14 protein-coding genes are annotated in these 21,429 nt (G+C 39.4%); all 14 read left to right on the top strand.

Features of this window, described 5'->3' with window-relative positions; genetic code table 11:
* The first annotated feature begins 203 nt into the window (after window positions 1-203).
* Window positions 204-1,010: a glycosyltransferase gene (locus E4K68_RS02970; protein ID WP_135377269.1), complete on the top strand. Its 807-nt coding sequence runs from the start codon at window positions 204-206 to the stop codon at window positions 1,008-1,010.
* Window positions 1,011-1,025: 15 nt separating this feature from the next.
* Window positions 1,026-1,811 (top strand): ABC transporter permease, encoded by a 786-nt coding sequence (locus E4K68_RS02965; RefSeq protein ID WP_135377268.1) that lies wholly within the window; start codon window positions 1,026-1,028, stop codon window positions 1,809-1,811.
* A 12-nt stretch (window positions 1,812-1,823) separates the two neighbouring features.
* Entirely contained in the window at window positions 1,824-2,555 is a 732-nt protein-coding gene (locus E4K68_RS02960) for an ABC transporter ATP-binding protein (protein ID WP_135377267.1), read from the top strand.
* Window positions 2,556-2,602: 47 nt separating this feature from the next.
* Window positions 2,603-4,840 carry a glycosyltransferase gene (locus E4K68_RS02955; protein WP_135377266.1) on the top strand — a complete coding sequence of 746 codons (2,238 nt, stop codon included), beginning with the start codon at window positions 2,603-2,605 and terminating at the stop codon, window positions 4,838-4,840.
* A 16-nt stretch (window positions 4,841-4,856) separates the two neighbouring features.
* Window positions 4,857-6,356 carry a polysaccharide pyruvyl transferase family protein gene (locus E4K68_RS02950; RefSeq protein WP_135377265.1) on the top strand — a complete coding sequence of 500 codons (1,500 nt, stop codon included), beginning with the start codon at window positions 4,857-4,859 and terminating at the stop codon, window positions 6,354-6,356.
* Window positions 6,357-6,380: 24 nt separating this feature from the next.
* Complete coding sequence (locus E4K68_RS02945) at window positions 6,381-8,762, top strand: glycosyltransferase (protein WP_135377264.1); 2,382 nt, start codon at window positions 6,381-6,383, stop codon at window positions 8,760-8,762.
* A complete protein-coding gene (locus E4K68_RS02940) occupies window positions 8,749-9,312 on the top strand; it encodes a hypothetical protein (RefSeq protein WP_135377263.1) in 564 nt (187 codons plus the stop codon). Before E4K68_RS02945 ends, E4K68_RS02940 begins: the two co-directional genes overlap by 14 nt.
* Before the next feature lie 18 nt (window positions 9,313-9,330).
* A complete protein-coding gene (locus E4K68_RS02935; RefSeq protein WP_135377262.1) occupies window positions 9,331-10,722 on the top strand; it encodes an NDP-hexose 2,3-dehydratase family protein in 1,392 nt (463 codons plus the stop codon).
* Between the two features lie 35 nt (window positions 10,723-10,757).
* Window positions 10,758-11,744 (top strand): Gfo/Idh/MocA family oxidoreductase, encoded by a 987-nt coding sequence (locus E4K68_RS02930; RefSeq protein ID WP_348982831.1) that lies wholly within the window; start codon window positions 10,758-10,760, stop codon window positions 11,742-11,744.
* Between the two features lies 1 nt (window position 11,745).
* Entirely contained in the window at window positions 11,746-12,660 is a 915-nt protein-coding gene (locus tag E4K68_RS02925; protein WP_135377260.1) for an NAD(P)-dependent oxidoreductase, read from the top strand.
* Between the two features lie 25 nt (window positions 12,661-12,685).
* Window positions 12,686-13,558 (top strand): glucose-1-phosphate thymidylyltransferase RfbA, encoded by an 873-nt coding sequence (gene rfbA / locus E4K68_RS02920; RefSeq protein WP_135377259.1) that lies wholly within the window; start codon window positions 12,686-12,688, stop codon window positions 13,556-13,558.
* Window positions 13,555-14,598, top strand: a complete 1,044-nt coding sequence (gene rfbB / locus E4K68_RS02915) for a dTDP-glucose 4,6-dehydratase (protein ID WP_135377258.1) — start codon at window positions 13,555-13,557, stop codon at window positions 14,596-14,598. The genes rfbA and rfbB overlap by 4 nt, the downstream gene beginning before the upstream one ends.
* A 388-nt stretch (window positions 14,599-14,986) precedes the next feature.
* Complete coding sequence (locus E4K68_RS02910) at window positions 14,987-16,849, top strand: O-antigen ligase family protein (RefSeq protein WP_243450240.1); 1,863 nt, start codon at window positions 14,987-14,989, stop codon at window positions 16,847-16,849.
* Window positions 16,850-17,799: 950 nt separating this feature from the next.
* Window positions 17,800-21,429, top strand: a 3,630-nt coding sequence (locus E4K68_RS02905; protein WP_135377256.1) for a cell wall-binding repeat-containing protein, incomplete at its 3' end; no start/stop codon positions are given.

The following is a 21,429-nucleotide window of genomic DNA, read 5'->3' as shown; positions in this document are numbered from 1 at the left end:
CGTCAATTGCCAAGCAGGAGATACGGCTGTCAAACCAAATTACTATATGGAGGATATATCGAGGTTGCATTGTAGACCAGTTGCGTATGAAAAAATAAATATGGTGACGGCATAACGAAAATAAAGTTGTAAAAGGTCAACATGGTCGTCAATTAAGTTCAGAAAACCGTAATAATATTATAATTATTTTAGTGAGGAACTATATGGTCGAGGTTTCTGTAGTTATGGGCTTGTATAATTGTGAAAAAACACTTGGAATAGCAATAGAAGCTATTCTTGCACAAACTTTTTCTAATTGGGAGCTTATTATGTGTGATGATGGTTCTGCGGATGACACAGTTGAACTTGTCCGGCGCTATAGGGAAAAGGACAGCAGGATTGTGCTTTTGAAAAATGACTGCAATCATGGACTTGCCTATAGCTTGAATCGATGCATTGAAATCGCAAATGGAAAATACATAGTAAGGCAGGACGCGGACGACAGTTGCGATCCTGCGAGATTTGCAAAACAAATCCTTTTTTTAAGAGAACATCCTGAAATTGATTTTGTAGGAACGAGAGGAAGAATTTTTAAAGTTTCTGCCGATGAAGACAGCGGAAGTTATTGGTTTTGCTCTTGTCCGCAAAAGAAAGATTTCTTGATGACATTGCCGTTCGTGCATGCATCCATAATGTTTCGTAAAGACCTGTTAATAAGGGTGGGAGGATATAACGCAAAGAGAGCATATTTGCGCTCGGAGGACTATGAACTTTTTATGCGAATATATGCGGCGGGATATCAGGGCGCTAATATAAATGAGCCTCTGTATTTTATTAGGGAAGATGACGGAACCTATCAGCGTAGAAAATACCGTTATCGCTGGAATGAGTTTATTGTTAAATTTGAGGGGTTTCGTAGATTGGAGCTAATGCCTATGGGCCTCTTTTATGCGGTGAAGCCTTTAATAGTAGGTTTAATCCCTATTAAGTTTTTGAAAAGCTTAAAAGCAGTATACTATAAAGATAAATGATTGGAATTGGGAATTATGATTAAATTAAAAGTTATGTTTTCTGGCTTTGTTAAGTATCAAGATTTACTTTATGAACTGGTTGTAAGAGATATCAAAATTCGGTATCGTCGTTCGTTTTTGGGTCTTTTATGGACGCTGTTGAACCCGATTCTAATGATGGCAGTAATAACATTGGTGTTTTCGCATCTATTCCGGTTCGACATTGAAAATTTTGCCATTTACTTTTTTACGGGAAACATTTTATTTGCATTTGTTGCTGAGTCTACTACAAACGCGCTCTATTCTATCACTGGAAGCGGAAATTTGATTAAAAAGGTTTATATTCCTAAATATTTGTTCCCAATGTCAAAAGTTTTATCGAGCGTAGTAAATCTTTTTTTCTCATATATTGCTATGATGTTAGTTATGGTTTTTACGGGCGTTTCATTTCATGTAACAATGATATTGTCAATAATAGTAATGGCATATATTATTATGTTTGCTCTTGGTCTGGGCCTTATTCTTGCCACGGTTATGGTCTTTTTTCGGGATACCGCGCATCTCTATGGTGTGGTTACGCTTGCTTGGATGTATTTGACACCGATTTTTTATCCGATATCCATGTTGCAAGGAAAGCTTGATATCGTTTTAAAAATAAATCCTATGGTGTACTTTATTACGTATCTGCGAAATGTCGTACTATATAATATGGTTCCTTCAATGGGGGAGAACCTCACTTGTTTTGGGATAGGTGTGGGCTTCTTAATTGTTGGATTATTTGTTTTCTACCGCAATCAGGATAAATTTATTTTATATATTTAGGAGGAGGCGACTATGGAGGGGAATATGATAGAAGTCGACCGTGTTTCCATGATGTATAATCGGAGCTCCGAGCGCGTCGATAATATAAAAGAATACGTGGTAAAGTTATTAAAAAGGCAGCTGATGTTTGAAGAATTTTGGGCGTTAAGGGATGTTACTTTTAATGTGAAAAAAGGAGAGGCGGTTGGAATTGTTGGACTAAATGGTTCCGGTAAAAGTACTTTGTTGAAACTAATTGCGCAGATCATGAAACCAACAAAGGGTGCTGTGAGCATTTATGGCACGGTAGCACCGCTAATTGAATTAGGTGCCGGGTTTGACATGGATTTATCGGCCCGAGAAAATATTTTTTTAAATGGCACTGTGCTTGGATATAGCAGACGTCAAATAAGAGGAATGTTTGAAGGAATCATGGATTTCTCAGAATTATGGGATTTCGTTGATTCACCTTTAAAGAACTATTCCTCTGGTATGGTGGCTCGTTTGGGGTTTGCTATTGCAACCGCAAGTTTGCCAGATATTTTAATTGTAGATGAAATCCTTGGTGTCGGAGATTATAAATTTCAGGAAAAATGTCAGAAGCGCATGAACGAAATAATTGGAAACGGTGCGACAGTCTTGTTTGTGTCCCATTCCATTAAGCAGGTTCGAGAATTATGTACAAGAGTTATTTGGTTGGAAAAAGGACGGATAGTAATGAACGATATGGTTGATGTGGTTTGTAAAAAGTACATGGAAGAGTAGAAGTGGTTCTAACAGCATAACGTTTGTTGAAAAATGGGAGGAAAAGCATGGCCTTTGATTTTACAAAAGAACCAGGAAAAATCTGTCTCAATCGAAATCTGAATACGAAGGGTACCCCTTTGCTCAGTTTGATTACTCCGTATTACAATGCAGGAAAATATCTTGAGCAAACCTTTTACAGTGTTGTTAGTCAGACTTTTCCGTTCTTTGAGTGGATCATTGTGGATGATGGGAGTACAAACGAGGAGGATATTTCATTATTAATGAAGTTTTCTGAGTTGGACAATCGCATTCAGGTTTACCGTAAGAATAACGGTGGGATCGCCTCCGCTCGAAATTTAGGAGTTCAAAAAAGTACGACGGATATAGTGGTGCCTTTGGATGCGGATGACCTCATTATACCCACATATCTAGAACTTTTATATTTTGGACTGTATTTTAATCCTCACGCATCTTGGAGCTATACCGACTGTCTTGGTTTTCAGGGACAACAATATCTATGGAGAAAAGATTTTTCCTCTGACGTGATGAAACGCGAAAATATACTAGTATGTTGTGCTGCAATCCGAAAGAAAGATTTCGAGGAAATCGGCTTTTACTCAGAATGCGCGAAACAATATAATGAAGACTGGTTCGCATGGCTGAAGTTGCTGGGCTTGGGGAAATATCCGGTTCATATCCGTCAATATGGATTTTGGTATCGGAGGCAAGACAACGGAGTGCTGTCGGAAGTGCTCAATAATGATGAAATCGTTCAACAGAATAAGAAGCTGATTGCACAAGCCGCCGCTACTGTTAAAGTGCCAGTGACTGCGAAAGAATATCCCTATAACAGTAGCGTTAATATGTTTCGTGCACCGATAGTTTTCCATAAACAGCAAAAGGTATTTCAGGAACATTGCAAAATTCATGTTATGTTTCTAATTCCGTGGTTGGAAATGGGAGGAGCAGACCTGTTTAATTTGGATGTAGTGCGAAATTTGGACAGATCACGCTTCGAAATCAGTATTCTCACCACGGTTCGAGGTGACGGCTTTTGGCGGCAACGGTTTGAGGAATATGTAACCGATATTTTCGAGCTTCCGAACTTTTTGGACGTCGAAAATTACGCTGAGTTTGTCAGCTATTTTATAAAGTCGAGGGAAATAGATTTGATTTTTCTTAGCAATTCATATTACGGCTATTATTTGCTGCCGTGGATTAGAAAGGAATTTCCGAAGGTAGCAATTGTAGATTGCATTCATGCAGATCTGGAGTTTTGGAGGAGTGGCGGTTATACGAGACTCTCTGCTGCGGTAGACTACGTCATTGATGAAACTTTTATTACCAATGAGTACACAAGAAATATCATGTTAAATAAATACGGGAAATCCAAGGAAAAAACACAGGTGATTTATACTGGTGTTGATGAGGAATACTTTAATCCCGACCTTGTTTCCGACGAGGGCATAAAAGCTCGGTACGGTATTATAGAAAGTCGTCCGACAGTTCTCTACTTGTGCCGTATCGAACCAGAAAAAAGACCGTTTCTTATGCTTGAAATTGCGAGGGAGACACGAAAAAAGATTCCTAGCATCGCCTTTTTGGTAGTTGGTGATGGTCGTCAGTTCAAGGAGTTCCAGCAACATATTCAAAGGTATAACTTGAGTGATACTGTATACTGTGCAGGTAGACAAGAGGATATTCGTCCTTATTATAAGGCATGTGATCTTTCCTTGATCTGTTCTTTGAAAGAAGGGCTATCGATCGTGACATTTGACTCCATGCAAATGGGTAAGCCCGTGGTTAGTGCTGATGTTGGTAGCCAATATGAGTTGGTGAATGAAGAAACAGGCATGTTGATTCCGTTCAGACAGAATGAAGAAATAGATTTTGATAGTAGAAATTTTCCTGAGGAAGAGGTATTGGATTATGTCAATGCTATAAGGGAAGTGTTGGAAAATAAACCCAGGTATCTTCGGATGAGCATTGCATGTCAACAGAAGATTAAAGAAGGTTTTTCTACAAAATTAATGATTAAGACACTTGAGAAGGAATTTAAAAATTTGGTTAAAAATCCAGAAATGATAGCTAGAAGAGATGAACGTTCAGACGAGCTAAAACGACTCGATTCATTTGTAAATGACTATTTGACAGTTTTTAGTGAGGTAGAAAAACATGAAAATATTAATAAAAACAGCTATGGCTCGGATGCGAAAAATGAATTGATGCGGCTTGCAAATTCAAAATGGGGTTCCAGAATAATAAAATTGGCATTTAAACTGAAGTTAAATAAAATGTTTTAATGGGAGACAACGAATTATGAAATACGGATTACTTGTTTTTCAGGAAACTACGAATATTGGGGATGATATTCAGTCGTTTGCGGCTAAGCGCTTTTTGCCTCAGGTGGACTACATGATTGATCGCGAAAGTTTGGACTTGTTTGTACCAGAAAAGAGAGAACAAATTGCAACAATAATGAATGCATGGTATATGTATAGGAGATATAATTGGCCACCGTCACCATACATTTATCCACTTTTGCTGTCTATACATTTTTCGAACGTAGACTATTCCGATTATTTAGGGATAGGATCAAATTTTTTGGAAGGAATGGGAAAGGAATATCTAAAGAACTATGGACCGGTAGGCTGTCGGGATGATAGTACCCTTCAATTACTGAAGGAAAAACAGATATCTAGTTACTTATCGGGTTGTTTAACCTTAACCTTGTCAAGGAATCCCGAGATTGTTCAGGGTAATTATATATGCCTAGTAGATGTAGATGATGAGATCGCAGGTAAAGTAAAAGCTTGCGTAAAAGATAGAGAAATAAAAATGATCAGTCAAACAGTGAACTATAATAAGCATCCGATTTCATGGGAAACACGTTTTGAGAGAGTACAAGCTCTTCTGAACTTATATCAAGGAGCAGCTTGCGTTGTTACGTCGAGACTGCACTGTGCACTCCCTTGCTTAGCATTGGGCACGCCGGTTCTACTGATTAATCAGAATGTCAATTCGGACCGCTTTTCTAACTTCTTGCCTTTTTTGAATTATACGTCAAAGCAGAAGTTTATGGATGATGTCTATTATTATGATTTTGCGAGTCCGCTTCCCAATAAGGAAGATTATTTATCAACTAGAAAAGCTTTAATTGAAAAGTGCGAGCGATTTGTCAATAGTGTGAAGATGGTATCTCTCATTGATAAGAGCCTACCAGAGATTATTGATTTTAAATCATTTTGGCTGGAAAAAGCTTCGTGGCAAAAAAGTATAATTGCGGGAGGGACCAATAAATATCAGTCTGTAATTGACAATAATGTAAAGTATATTCATGAACTCATGAATGAAAAGAAATGGTTGCTCGAACAAGTCGACAATTATCAAAAAGAGGATGAGAAAAAGACAATTGCCATATCTTCACTGAAAGATTGGATTAATGAGTTGGAACGTGCCAAAAAATGGCTAGAAGAGCAGTGGAATGCTCAAAAGTCATTACGCGAAGAAAAGGATATCTATTTAAGTCAGGTCTTAAAGGATAAAGAGTGGTTGGAAGAACAGTGGAATGCACAGAAATCATTATGCGAAGAAAAGGATATCTATTTAAGTCAGGTCTTAAAGGATAAAGAATGGTTGGAAAAACAGTGGAATATGGAAAAGACCCTTCGTGAAAAACAAGAAATACTTATTTCCCGAGAGGAAGAAGAGATCGCAGAACTTAAGAACAAACTCGTCAAGGTCGAATATAAATTTAATCGTATTAAAAACGATAGTTTGGTAAAAAAGATTATTAAATTAAAGAGATATGAAATTTAGAAAATAAATTGTGAGGGTTAAAGTATGCAGTTTGATTTCTCGAAAAAGCCTGGAAAGCAGCTTCTAAACAGGGATATAGACTGTTCCGGTGAACCGCTTGTGAGTTTGATTACTCCATATTATAATGCAGGAAAGTATTTTGAACAAACATTTAACTGTGTGATGAATCAAACTTTTCCATATTTTGAGTGGATTATTGTGGATGACGGGAGTACTAGTGAGGAAGATATTAAAATTCTTGAAACCTTTGCAAAGAAGGAATCCCGCATCAAAGTCTACCACAAAGACAATGGTGGGATTGCAACTGCCCGTAATATGGGAATTAAACACGCGTGTACTAATATCGTAATTCCCCTAGACGGAGATGACTTGATTGTCCCGACTTTTTTAGAGTGCCTTTATTTTGGACTTTATTTCAATCCGGATGCAACATGGAGTTATACAGATTGTGTAGGTTTTCAGAATCAGGAATATATTTGGAGAAAAGATTTTTCCCCAGAAGGAATGAAGCATGAAAATGTGCTGGTTTGTACGGCTGCTATTCGCAAAGATCATTTTGAGAAAATTGGGTTCTATGATGAATCTGAAAGAAATTATAATGAGGATTGGTGTGCCTGGCTTAGACTAATGGGTAAAAGCAGATATCCGGTACATGTGAAGCTTTATGGTTTTTGGTATCGAAGGTTGGATGACGGAGTTCTGTCTAAGGTGCTGACGGATGCTGAAGTTGCCCATAAGTCAAGGCGTTTGATTGATGCCGCTGCAGCTACTGTTGACACGAGTATTCGCGCCATACAATATCCCCGACATAACAAAGTGAATTTATTCAGTAGACCAGTATTGTCCGAATGGAACAGAAAGCTTTATCAGCATCATAATAAAATCCATGTGATGATGCTGATTCCATGGATGGCAATGGGCGGCGCGTCTTTATTTAATTTAGAGGTCGTGCGTAGAATTGATAAAAGCAAATTCGAAATGAGCATATTGACAACTGAATCAGGAGAAAGCGATTGGAGGCAACGCTTTGAGGAGTATGTGACGGATATTTTCGAGCTTCCGAATTTTTTAGACGTACAGAATTTCGCCGAGTTTGTCAGCTATTTTATTAAATCAAGGGAAATTGACGTTATTTATATAGTGAATTCATACTATTCATATTACATACTGCCGTGGCTCCGTAAGGAATTTCCAGAAATTGCGATTGTCGACTGCATTCATGCGGATATGGATTTTTGGAGAGCCGGTGGCTATGCTCGTATCTCTCGGGTGACCGATTGTGTTTTGGATAAAACTGTGACCACCAATGAGCATTCAAGAGGCATTATGATAAATAAATATGGTAAGAGTAGCAAAAAAGTGAAGACAATTTATACAGGGGTTGACCAAGAATATATGAATCCCAACGTGATAAGTTGCGAGGGCTTAAAGATTAAATGCGGGATCGATGAAAGTCGCCCCACCGTGTTGTATTTGTGCCGTATTGCGCCAGAAAAGCGTCCATTTTTGATGTTGGAAATTGCAAAGGAAGCGCGTAAACGCATCGAAAACATTGCTTTCTTGGTTGTGGGGGACGGTTATCAGTTTGATGAATTTAAGAATAAAATCATCACTGAACATCTGGAAAATACTGTGTATTGTGTGGGGCGGCAGGAAGAGATACGGCCTTATTATAAGGCGTGTGACATTTTGCTGATTTGCTCTATTAAAGAGGGAATTGCAATCACTACTTTTGATGCGATGCAAATGGGAAAACCGGTGGTCAGTGGGAATGTAGGAAGCCAGTACGAGTTGGTAACGGATGAAACGGGGAAGCTTATCCCGTGCAGGCAATCAGAATCGGAGCATTTTGACAGTCGAGACTTCCCAGAGTTAGAAGTGAAGGATTATGCGGATGCGATTGAGAAAATTTTGTCAGACAAAGATACTTATGGACAGATGAGCAGAGCCTGCTTCCGCAAAATAGGAGATTCTTTTTCCATGGAGAAAACGATTTTTTCTATAGAAAGATTATTTGAATCCCTTATCTATGATAAACATGCCTTGGAGAAGAGGCGGGAAATGGCAGAGCATTTAGCGACCGTATCGGAGATCGTGAAAGACTATATTACGCTTTTTACAGAGTATGTAGGGAAAGATCAAGAAAGCGAAGAAGTTTGGGCTGCACGTGAATGGTATAGAAAGCTCTATGAACAACAGTGTGTGCGGGGGCAACGAACAGAGAGTTCACATTTTCTGAATTTATCGGAAGCAGAGGCTCGCTTGGAGGAGATTTACAATATGCGTACTTGGAAAATTATACAGAAGTACCGACATTTTATGGATTATTCTCGGACTGGTAAAATACTCTGTAAGATGAGGAATTTATTCCGAGATAAAGCGGGAGAAAGTTATGAGACAAATTAAGTTATTGAAGATCTTATATATTGCCATTCTTTCATTAATTATAACATTCTTGAGTACCGTGACTTGGCTGCATCCTATTTTTATGGTCAAGAACGTACAGGATCAACAAGTAAAAATTATTGCCACTGACACAAAGGATTACGCATCTTTCGGTACAGAGGTGCGCATTGTCTCAATTACAACGAACGCCAATAATAAGGTAGACCTAAGGGCGATACCATTAGAAACACCTTGGAAAAGAGATGGTGATCTCTTGGTGTGTTATGATACCAATTCACCAGCTGGAATTATTGTGAACCTAAAAGCATTAGAAAGCCTAGATATCGAATTTGTGAAGCAGCGAGGTTCCGGGAAAGTGGATATCCAATTTGGCGAGGTTAAGGAAACAGTTAACCTCTATAAGGATACCGACTGGGAAAAGTTCACTTGGCATTGGGGTGCTGAAAAAAGATTTAGGCCTTTAACACGGCCAGATTTATTAGTTGAAATTTATATTATGATAGCAGTACCGATAGCTTTCATATTGTATAGGCCAGAAAAAGATAAATAAACTGAAAGGTATCTTCTAATGAATAAAACAATTATCCAAATAGTAGAGTCATGGGCGAATATTGCTGGTAATGTGAATACGACTGAGAATATTTTGGAATGGGTCCGTCAGCGTAACCAAGAGATTGCCATGAGTATTCAAAAAGTTGCACTGGAAGAGAGCGACTTTTGGTTTTACGATCAAAAAGAGGGTATTATTGTTAATAAAAATCAAAGTTTTTTTCAAATTAAAGGTTTGATTTGTTCCAAGGGAGACACAGTTATTTTTGAGCAACCTGTGATCCTTCAGGACGAAATCGGTTTTTTGGGAATCCTTTGCAAAGAGATCAACGGGGTTCTGAATTTTTTGATGCAAGCAAAAATTGAACCGGGGAATATAAACAAAATCCAGTTATCGCCAACAATTCAAGCAACAAAAAGTAATTTTACTCGCAAGCACGGAGGAGCTCAGCCTGCTTATTTGGAGTATTTTATTCACACTGCGAATCATGACGTAATTGTAGACCAAATTCAATCTGAGCAGTCTTCACGCTTTTTAAAAAAACGTAATCGTAATGTCATGATTAAGGTTGACGATGAGGTTGAGGTATTACCAAGCCACAAATGGATGACACTCGGCCAGCTTAAAGAATTGATGAAGCATGACAATTTAGTGAATATGGATACCCGTACAGTAATTTCTTGCATTCCGTTTTGTACACATCGTTTTTCCGACTGGGAAATGAAACGAATGAGAACACTTTTCCGAAATGAAGTTTTATTTCGCTCCGTGTTTGAAGGAAACTGCAGTGAAGCGTTACCTGAAATCTATCATTATATTAACAACTACAAAATGTTTGAGGAAAGCAGGATAAAACTAGTACCACTGGATGCTTTAACAACATGGGATATGAGAGGCCAGGAGTATGTATGCCAACATGATTATCCTTTTAAAGTTGTATTTTGTAATATTTCTATCGAGGGACGAGAAGTTAAAGAATGGACACAACCACTATTTGAAGCAACGGGTATGGCAACCTTTGGACTGTTTGTTTGCAATGATAATGGAGTCGAAAAATTTCTTGTTAGAGCAAGGTCTGAGGTAGGTTGCTTCGATAAAATTGAGCTCGGCCCGACTGTGCAGATGGAATCAACAGACCGTCTAGACAAGATGAACGTAATTGATCGTCTATTTCTAGATAAAAAAAGGGAGATAGAGAATATCCGGTATCAAGTGATTTTATCGGAAGAAGGAGGCCGCTTTTATCACGAACAAAATGACAACATTATTTTGGAAATAGATAAGCATGCTGTGCCTTTGTTACCGGATGGATATTTTTGGGCGGATTACTATGCTTTAAATATGCTCATTCAAGTTAATAATTGTGTGAATATACAGCTTAGAAATCTACTGGCCCTGTTAGAAGTCTAAAGTTTAATTACTTAGAAATCGTAGTTGCCAATTACGTGTCCAGAGAGGTGAGAATTATAAATATTGGAGTATTAGGCGGTGCAGACATTGCCTATAGAATGTTTCTTCCTGCATTATTAGAAAATCCAACTTACCAATGTGGAGGAGTTGCGAGCCTTAGCACCGAAAAAAGAAAGAGCTTTGCAAAGAATTTCAACGTACCCGTTTTTGATAGCTATGATGAGCTTTTGGAAAGCCCCCAAGTGGATGCGGTTTATATTCCACTTCCCCCCGCTCTGCATTATCAATGGGCAAAGAATGCTTTAGAGAAGGGCAAGCATGTTTTTGTAGAGAAGCCGTCAACGGTTAGTTATAAGCAGAGCGCAGAACTCGTGACCATAGCTTCGAAGAATGGATTGGTTTTACAGGAAAATTATATGTTTCAATACCATTCCCAGATGGCGGCGATTCGAAACATGCTAAAGGACGGTAAAATTGGAGATATCAGGTTATTAAGGGCTCATTTTGGCTTTCCATTACGGACAAAAAACGATTTTCGCTATAACGACGCATTGGGCGGCGGTGCGCTGTTGGATGCTGGGGGTTACGTAGTTAAACTGGCTACTCTCCTTTTAGGGAACACAATTCAAGTTCGCGCTGCGAAAACTAATCATTTGGCAGATTATAATGTGGATATGTTTGGTAATGCGACTTTTGAAAACTCGGCGGGTCTTGTGTTACAGGGAGCTTTTGGTATGGATTGCTATTATCAATGCAATTTAGAAGCCTTTGGCAGTAGTGGAAAGCTTTATACTAACCGGATTTTTACCGCCCCTTCAGGTCTGCAGCCAGTTGTAACTATAGAAACTGCAGAAGGAAAAACAGAGATTAAACTTCCTGCCGACAATCACTTTAGACGCTCAATTGAGTTGTTTGGTCAAGCAACGAAAGATGAAGAGCTTCAGAAAGAAATGGCGCAAGCTTTGATGCTACAGGCCAAGTTGGTTGAAACGATCCGTGATCACGCGGAGAGGGAGATTTAAAATGAACGACATTTCAATAAAAATAGTGGTGATAGGGGCCAATAGTTATATTGCCAGGAATCTGCTCAGATTTCTGGATAGCTCAAAATATATACTGTATCTGTATGATCGGGATGATTATCAGTTTGATGGGTACGAAAATTATAAAAAGATTGACCTATTGTCGAAAACATCTCTGGATAGCATTGTCTTTGACTGTGACTTGATTTTTTTATTCTCTGGAAGAACAGGCACCTCACAAGGATTTGACGATTATGAATCCTTTATTGATGTTAACGAAAAATTTCTTCTAAATCTGTTAACGATTTACCGACAAAAGAAATCAAACGCAAAGATTATATTACCTTCCACCAGACTTCTCTACCAAGGCAGTAACCATCGGTTGGTGGAAAACGCGCCTAAGGAATTTAAAACTATTTACGCTCTCAATAAGTTCAGCTGTGAACAATACCTGAAAATGTATCATGATATGTTTGGGGTTAGATACAGCGTTTTCAGAATTTGCCTTCCCTACGGTACCGCGGTAGCAAATACAAATTCTTATGGTACAGTTGAATTTTTTATCAGCCGAGCTGTACGCGGGTTAGATATCAATATTTATGGCCATGGACGCCAGAAACGTACATTTACTCATATAGATGACTTATGCTGCATTCTGCTTATGGGAGCACTTGAGGACCGCTGCGAGGGAGAAGTTTTTAATATTGGCGGCGCAGACGAGTTGAGTATAGAACAGGTTGCTAGACAAATTGCCGAGAAATATAATGTTTCTGTGAATTTTGTTCCCTGGCCCGAAATGGCTGAAAAGTTGGAGTCTGGTGATACCGTTTTTGATTCCAGCAAACTAGACAGCATTTTAAAGTACTCCTATCAGCGTAGTTTCGAAGAATGGATCTCCGTGCTTAAACCTGAATAATTAATGAAAAGAGAGAGGCCTTTTTATGAAGGGTATTATTTTGGCGGGTGGATCAGGTACAAGACTGTATCCGATCACAAAATCAATTTCGAAACAAGTTCTTCCGATTTATGATAAACCTATGATTTATTATCCGCTCTCAACTCTGATGCTCGCAGGAATTAGAGAGATACTAATCATTTCAACGGTGAGGGACTTGCCTGATTTTGAGCAACTATTGGGAGACGGCAGTCAGATCGGTTTGGCCCTTTCCTATGCAGTGCAGGCAGAGCCAAATGGGCTAGCGGAGGCATTTATTATCGGCGAAAACTTTATTGGTGGGGATAAAGTTGCGCTAGTTTTAGGAGATAATATCTTTCATGGAAGAGGATTTTCAGCAGTACTGCAAAAAGCTGCCCAATTAGAGGAAGGCGCAATCATATTTGGTTATAATGTACCTAACCCGATAGATTTTGGCGTAGTTGAATTTGATAGAAACTGGAATGTGTTATCTCTGGAAGAGAAACCAGCCCATCCGAAATCCAGCTATGTTGTCCCAGGACTATATTTTTATGATAATAATGTAATTGAATTTTCAAAGCAAATCAAACCCTCAAGCCGAGGTGAGCTGGAGATTACTTCCGTTAACAACGAATACCTAAAACGTCAGAAGTTGAGGGTGGAACTATTTGGTCGTGGAATGGCGTGGCTAGATACGGGCACTCACGAGGGATTGTTGGAAGCCTCAAATTTTGTTTCTATTGTTCAGAAGAGACAGGGGCTATTTGTGTCTTGCATTGAGGAAATTGCCTATAGGATGGGCTATATTTCGAGAGAAAAGCTCCTAGAATTGGCGCAGCCGATGATGAAAACAGACTATGGAAAATACCTAATTCAGATAGTAGAGGAAAGACGATGAAAAATATTTTAGTAACTGGCGGCGCGGGCTTTATTGGTTCTAATTTTGTAAAGTATATTCTTGAAAATTACAATTATTATATTATTAATTTAGATGCGTTAACCTATGCAGGAAATTTAGAAAACCTTAAAGATCTCGAAGAGGATTTTCGATATACTTTTGTCAAGGGAGATATACGTGACAGAGAAATGGTTAGGCAACTGTTTTCAAAATACAGCATTGATACAGTTGTTAACTTTGCAGCGGAGTCTCATGTGGATCGAAGCATTACGGATCCAGAGGTTTTTTTAACAACTAATATTATTGGAACGCAAACACTTTTGGATGTTGCAAAAGATCATTGGAAGCTAAAGCCTGGCGATAAGTACAACCGAGAATTCAAAACGGGTTTTAAATTTTTGCAGGTTTCAACAGATGAAGTTTACGGTTCGCTCGGAAAAGAGGGAATATTTACTGAAAAAACGCCACTTTCCCCGAACAGTCCTTATTCGGCATCTAAGGCGAGTGCGGATATGGTAGTGCGCGCATATCACGAAACTTTTGGACTGCCAGTAAATATTACTCGATGTTCTAATAATTATGGCCCTTATCAATTTCCAGAAAAGTTGATTCCACTGATAATCAACAACAGCAATCATAATAAAAGCCTGCCGGTTTACGGTGATGGCCTGCAAATTCGCGATTGGCTTCATGTGAAAGACCATTGTCGCGGCATTGATTCAGTGCTACACAAAGGTGCAATAGGAGAAGTCTATAATATTGGTGGTAATAATGAGAAAGCAAACATCGAAATAGTGAAATTGATTCTAGAAAATTTGCATAAGCCGGAGACTTTGATCACTTTTGTAGAGGATAGGCCAGGTCATGACAGGCGATATGCCATTGATAACACTAAGATTACCACGCAACTGGGCTGGTGTCCTTCTTATACTTTTGAGCAGGGTATTGGTGAAACAATTCAGTGGTATCTAGATAACGAAGAATGGTTGGCAAAGGTAACGTCTGGCGAATATTTAAATTACTATAGCAAAATGTATTGAGGTAGGTTCATACTTTAAGACCTTGGAATGACTGAATTTCCTTTTTAAAAAAAAGGAGCACTCTGAATGTTAAATATTCATAAGTGTTCAATAGCCCCCACCTAGAATTAGATAAGATTGCGATACGTCTTTGGTCCATAGAACGCGATGGGAGAAAGAACTGATAAAAAGGATAAGGCCCTTTTTATCTAAGAAATGCTTTGTTTCTGGGCGGGGCATCTCTTGTTCACGCTAGCTTTGTCGCGGAGTACCGAGGGTTTCCGATCTTTAGCGGAATTTACAAAGGAAACTAGTCGGAATAAGAGACATCCTAAAAATCCCATAATAATACATTTTGTTTTTCGAATTCAGCATATACTAAATGTTTTTGAGGAAGGTGAGGAATTTTTTGATAAAGAAGAATAGTGACATAAATTACAACTGGTATTTATTGTTGCCACTAATGTTTTTGCTAACGGTAGTGCCCTTAATAGTGTATCTTAAAGTTGTACCGTTAACTGGCGCATCATTTGATTTTTGGACGGGTCAGAAGGAAAATCTGGACTTCTTCTCGTATTACAAGATGGTTTGGATCTTAATTAGCAGTATCTTAGCTGTCGTTGTTTTGGCATTAGTGGTTATGTTTTACGGACTCGATAGAATAAAGGGGAGCTATTATTATATTCCAATCGCAGTTTATGCTTTTTTTGTAATTCTTTCTACGGAGTTTTCTCAGTATACCGATATCTCGTTAACGGGTTTCGTCGATCGTTATGAAGGGATGTACGTACTTTTGGCCTATATGGCTGTTTTATTTGTCACCATGAATCTTGTGAATAAGGAACAGCATATCAAAGTTCTTTTAGGGGCACTGTTCACAGGAGCAATCATTATTGGCATTATTGGTGTGTTTCAATACGGTGGGTATGATTTTTTTAAATCCGCTTTCGGAAAAAACCTGATTTTGCCTGCAGCTTATAAACAAATGGCAGATAAATTACAGTTTCAATTTGCTAAGCATATGATTTATGCTACGCTCTATCATCTTGACTATGTTGGTAGCTATATGGCCATGCTTTTTCCTTTGTCATTCACCTTATTTGTCCTCACCAGAAGAGGTTGGCTGAAAGCGTTCTTTGCCGGTTTCACTCTTTTAATGGCGGTAAACTGGTTGGGCTCTACTTCGCGTGCAGGTATGCTAGGTGGTGTTATTGCACTCGTCATTTTAATGATTATGATCAACAAGTACATACTTAGGAACTGGAAGTACTTTGTAGGCGGGTTTGTGATTTTGGGTCTTATAGTGTTTGGTCTTAATTACATGTCGAAAGGATATTTAGGCTCAAGGATCGGTTCCTTAGTTTCTGATGCCGCCAAGATTACAGGAAGTACAGGGAAAGACGATTCCAAAGCGAATTCTCTCCTTCAAGGTTTAGTTATCAAAGGGAACCAAGCAACCTTAGTGACACCAACCGAGACCCTTAAGTTTGCGGTAAATGGTGACCAAATTACGTTTATGGATAGAGATGACCGTCCGATAGGTATGAAATTTGAGCAAAGTACTGGCAAGGTTGATTTGCAGGATGATAGGTACAAGGACTACCTGCTTAAGCTGGGTAAGTTTAATAATATGAATGCTCTACAATTAGAGAAAGGCATTCTTAAATTAAACTTTAGTCTAGCCAACAATCAAGTCGCTTTATTGAATAGCAAAGGACAAGTTGTCAATATCCAACCAGTAGAAAAGTGGGGATTTGAAGGCAAAGAATTACTAGGCTCATCCCGGGGATATATCTGGTCCAGATCAATTCCTTTGCTGAAGCATACTTTATTTGTAGGGTACGGACCAGATACCTTTGCTATCTATTTCCCCCAGAATGATTTCATGGGAAAATTCTATGCTTATTACGGTGATATGTGGCAGGTGGTAGATAAGCCTCATGACTTATATTTGCAAGTCGGCATAAACACTGGGATAATCTCCCTTCTAGCTCTCTTATCCTTGTTTATTGCTTATTTCGTAAGAAGTAGTATGCTCTATTTTAGAAATGATTATAGTGATTTTGCTTCAAGGGCAGGTGTAGCTATCTTTGTTGCAGTTTGCGGTTACCTTGGTGCGGCCTTTTTCAACGATAGTATTGTTTCAGTAGCCCCAGTGTTTTGGGTACTTTTAGGACTGGGAATTAGCATCAATCACATGTTGGAACACAAGAACTTGAGTTCACAATTATCGACGGGAGAGTTTAGCACAATGGCTCGCGATAAGAAATAATACAAAAATAAAAAATCAATTGGATAAACTGTCAATCGCCTTGCGGAACTTCCCTCAAAGCTATTTGGAAGGAGCTAGCTACTGAAATTCAGTGGTTCGCTCCTTTTTTTGTGCGTATTAATGATCATTTACAGGTAGTATTACAAACCAAATTAATGCTATTTGTATTAATGGAGCCGAACTGACTTAAACATAAGGAAGAATTGCACGGCCGTATTTGTGAAAATTTTGTAATATTTAAAGGTACAATGAAAAAAATTACTCTAAAATAGCAAAAAATAAAGGAAAATAATAGAAAAAATGTAATAGCAATCAAAGGTATATTAAAGTTTTTATAGAAGTACCTATGTTCAAGGACTCTTTTCCTAGTAAAACAGTGATTAGTCTTATTCGTAGTGGGAAGAAAGTCCTATTCTCGAAAAGGCAAGCACATGGCCAGATTGATTGGATGAATTCGAGGAATTCAATTACAACGAATTGAAGTTGTCAATGTGTCTTGTAGAAAGGGGGAGACCAGTTCGAATGTTTAGTTGCTCAAATCTGTGGAATTGAAAAAGAAATAGATTTGAGCGATATTACGGTAAAAATGAAAATGCTGCTTATGAGAAGATTAACTACATGTATAACTTTGTAGGTTTATTTTCTTCGACGATGGTAGCAGAGGTATCCGGGGCACAGACGGTTTCTCATAAACAGTATCTATGGTTATGACAATATAAAGCCGAGCCAAGATACCAACGCCGATGCCAATGGGAAAGCATCTTGTTGGAGGCCTTTGAAAAGAACGTTTACTGCAGTGACCTTTCTGGGGTTACTATTATTTTGATTGCTCTAGGAATTTTAAATTTAAAAACCTGATTTTATGAGGTAACTGAATGATGCCACTTAAGGAAAAATGATTTCCCATACAGAAAAGTGAGACCCGAACATTGAGAGGAGAAATTCAATACATGAGGAAAACTAAGAAAGTAATAGTTTCATTAGCTATTGCTAGTATGGCAACGATGATTCCGTTAAACGCGCTCGCTGATGGTGTAATCCCAACTCGCTTGGGTGGAGCTACTGCTGAACAAACTGCTGCGCTAATTGCCGATCAAACAGGTTGGACTGACACAGCAGTGCTTGCATCATCAGCCTCCTATGGTATGGTGGATGCACTGACAGCTAGCCCACTCGCTACGTTCCTTAAAGCGCCAATCCTTCTGACAGAGGCTAGAAATGTACTAAATGCTGACACTAAAGCTGAACTTAATAAACTCAAAGTTAAGACGGTTTATGTGACCAGTGGAACTGCTGTGATTAGCCAAGCAGTTCTTGATGAGTTAACAGGCATGGGAATTAAGGTTGTACCCCTTGGTGGATCTGACCGTTTCCAGACATCCGTGAATATCGCCAAACAAATGATTGCGCTCGGAGCTCCAGTAAGCAAAGCTGCTGTTGCATTCGGCTGGATGAACCAAGATGCGCTCTCTATCTCCGCGATTGCTTCTGCTCAAACTGAGCCAATTCTCTTAACCGAAAAAGATACAATTCCTACTAGTGTCAAAGCATTTCTGACTGAAAATACGGGAGTGCAAACAACAGATGTCATTGGCGGCATCGGCGTGATCAGTGACGCTGTCAGAGCTCAGTTTCCAAGCCCAACCCGCGTGTTTGGAACCACAGCATACGACACGAACCTTGCAGTACTTAAAGCATTTGACAGCGTTCTGAAATATGATCATGTCTTCATAGCAAATGGCGAAACAGCAATCGACGCCTTGACTGGGGCACCTCTTGCTGCTAAATACAATGCCGGTATTGTTCTCACGAATGGTGCAGTCAATGAAGGCACTAAGTATGTGAGTAGTAAGCTTTCCGCTAACAGTGTTGTAACAGCATTAGGTGGTACGTCTGTGGTTTCTGATGTTGTACGCGCAGGTGTAGCCCCTGTTAATCCGGTAGCCCCTGTTGATCCAGTAGTGCCAGTAGTGCCTGGTGGTGGTGGTAGCGGTAGTAGCAGCAGTGGCGGCAACCATAATTCAGGAGTAACATACAAATACGTAGAGACTATAACAGACCTAAATGCTGCACTAGCTGATCCGAATATTACCGAAATTACATTTACACACGATATAACAATGGATATAACTGTTTCCCGTTCCCTTACCATTAACTTTGGGGCATATGCCCTAACAGGCAATGTATTATTCCAACATGACCTTACTGGAACATCTAGTTTAACGGGAACTGCGGTTAAAAGCATTAAAGGTAATTTGACCGTCGACACAAAAAATGCATCATTTGAAAATCATGTAGTTGTTAGTGATAAAGTAAACATTAACAACGTAAAAGTTGGCACATGGACTGAATATGCGAATGGTAACACCTTAACTATATCTGATCATGACGGTGCAATCATCAGCATAGTTGGAAGTCCGGGATCAATAACAGTCAATGCGAATAATGGGAATTCCGGGAATTTGACAATAAATGTAAATCAAGGAGCAATAGTTAGTAGCATAACTTGCAACGCTCCAGTAGAAATCACAGTCGCATCAGGAGCAACAGTAAATGACATTAATGTAGCGGCGGGTGCAGGGGGTTCAACTATTACCAATAACGGAACTATGGGCACTGTGACTTCCGATGCTCCTATAAACCTAGTAGCCAATGTGGCTCCTAGTGCTATAATAGCCGGAGCAAGCGGTAGCATAGAAATCACTGGTACTCATGCAAGTAGTGTTCAAACGGTTTTAGTAAGTGCTATTAACGTTACAAGTGCTACTACAGGTTCAGCTATCGCAGATACTGTTGTAAATGGTGGAACGTTACAGATGTTAGCAGAGGTAACACCGGCAAATGCAACGAATAAGGCTGTAACCTGGTCAGTTGCTACTTTATCAGATGGGACAGCAGTGATTGATGCATCAACGGGTTATTTACAAGCTACAGGAGTTGGAACTGTGACAGTAACTGCAACCAATGCGGCTTCTGGAGTTACTGGGACTAAAGTAATAACTATTGCAGCAGCCCAAACACAAGCCCAAACGGCAGCACAAGTGGCAGCTGGGATTACAACAATTGCAGCACCAGTACAGGGTGTAGCGAACCTTACACTTCCAACAGTACCAACTGGTTTCACAGTAGCAATTAAGACTTCAAGTAACATTGGAGTAATTACTACTAGCGGAGCAATTACAATTCCATCAGTAGATACAACAGTAGCTTTAGTACTTGAAGTGACTAGAACATCAGATTCGACAACAGCATCATCAATAAGCATCAATGTTGTAGTACCTGCAGCACAAGCCCAAACAGCAGCACAAGTGGCCGCTGGGATTACAGAAATCCAATGGGATGCATCAAACCTTACACTTCCGACAGTACCAACTGGTTTCACAGTAGCAATTAAGACTTCAAGTAACCCTGGAGTAATTACCACTAGCGGAGCAATCACAATTCCATCAGTAGATACAACAGTGGCCTTAGTGTTAGAGGTAACCAGGATATCAGATGCAACAACAGCATCTTCGATAAGCATTGATGTCATAATACGTGCTGCGAGAGCAGATAGTTTAACGATCAGTGGCGGAGTCTCATCCCTATGGATTCCCACCAGTGGGTCGACAACATCAGATGATTTCACGGTGACGGTCATGGACCAATACGGGAGAGTGATGCCTTTAGAAAGAGTCACTTGGAGTCTAATAAATTCTTATCCTGGGGTAAGTGTAGATCCCTCTACAGGAGCAATTACGCTTCAGAATTCAGCCTGGCAAGGAACCTTTTTACTGGTGGCTAGATCAAACAGTGATACGACTTTAATGCGAGCGATAGAGATTACACTCAATTTAGAAGCAGCAGACACTGTAGCACCGACATTATCGGGTGTAACAGCAGGCGCGGTAGTAATCGGTGACGATGTAGCAGCTACCAGCAATGAAGCAGGCTTCTTATACCTAGTTCCGCAGGCAACAGTCACAACCCCAGGTGCGATTGATGCAGCAGGGCTAGCCGCAAACGGAATCAAGGCAGCAGCAACAGCCGGAGTCTCAGCGAACCTGAGTACAGCAAACTTTACAACAGCAGGAACCTATGTAGTATACGCAATCGATGCAGCTGGAAACGTGTCAACCGGATCAGCAATCACAGTCAGTACAGCAGTAACAGCCCCAGACACAGTTACAGGAGTAAGTGTAATTGATGGAGCAGATGGCTATACATTAGTGACAAGCCCAACAGTAGGTCAAGTAATCAGAGCTAATATAACGTTATCAAATGGAACAACCATAGGCTCATATCCTGTAAATACCGATGCGGTGTACAAATGGTATTATCAAGATAGTCCTGATACAGTACTTGGAACAACAGCATCATATACTGTAACAAGTGACAATATGGGCAAAAAGATCAGTGTTGATGTTTCTGTTAATGGATACACAGGTACAAGCACTTGGACTGCAACTAATAATGTATGTGCCCCAGATACAGTTACAGGAGTAAGTGTAATTGATGGAGCAGATGGCTATACATTAGTGACAAGCCCAACAGTAGGTCAAGTAATCAGAGCTAATATAACGTTATCAAATGGAACAACC

This window comes from Desulfosporosinus sp. Sb-LF (assembly GCF_004766055.1).
Lineage (GTDB): Bacteria > Bacillota > Desulfitobacteriia > Desulfitobacteriales > Desulfitobacteriaceae > Desulfosporosinus.
This window is presented reverse-complemented; position numbering and strand designations above follow the sequence as displayed.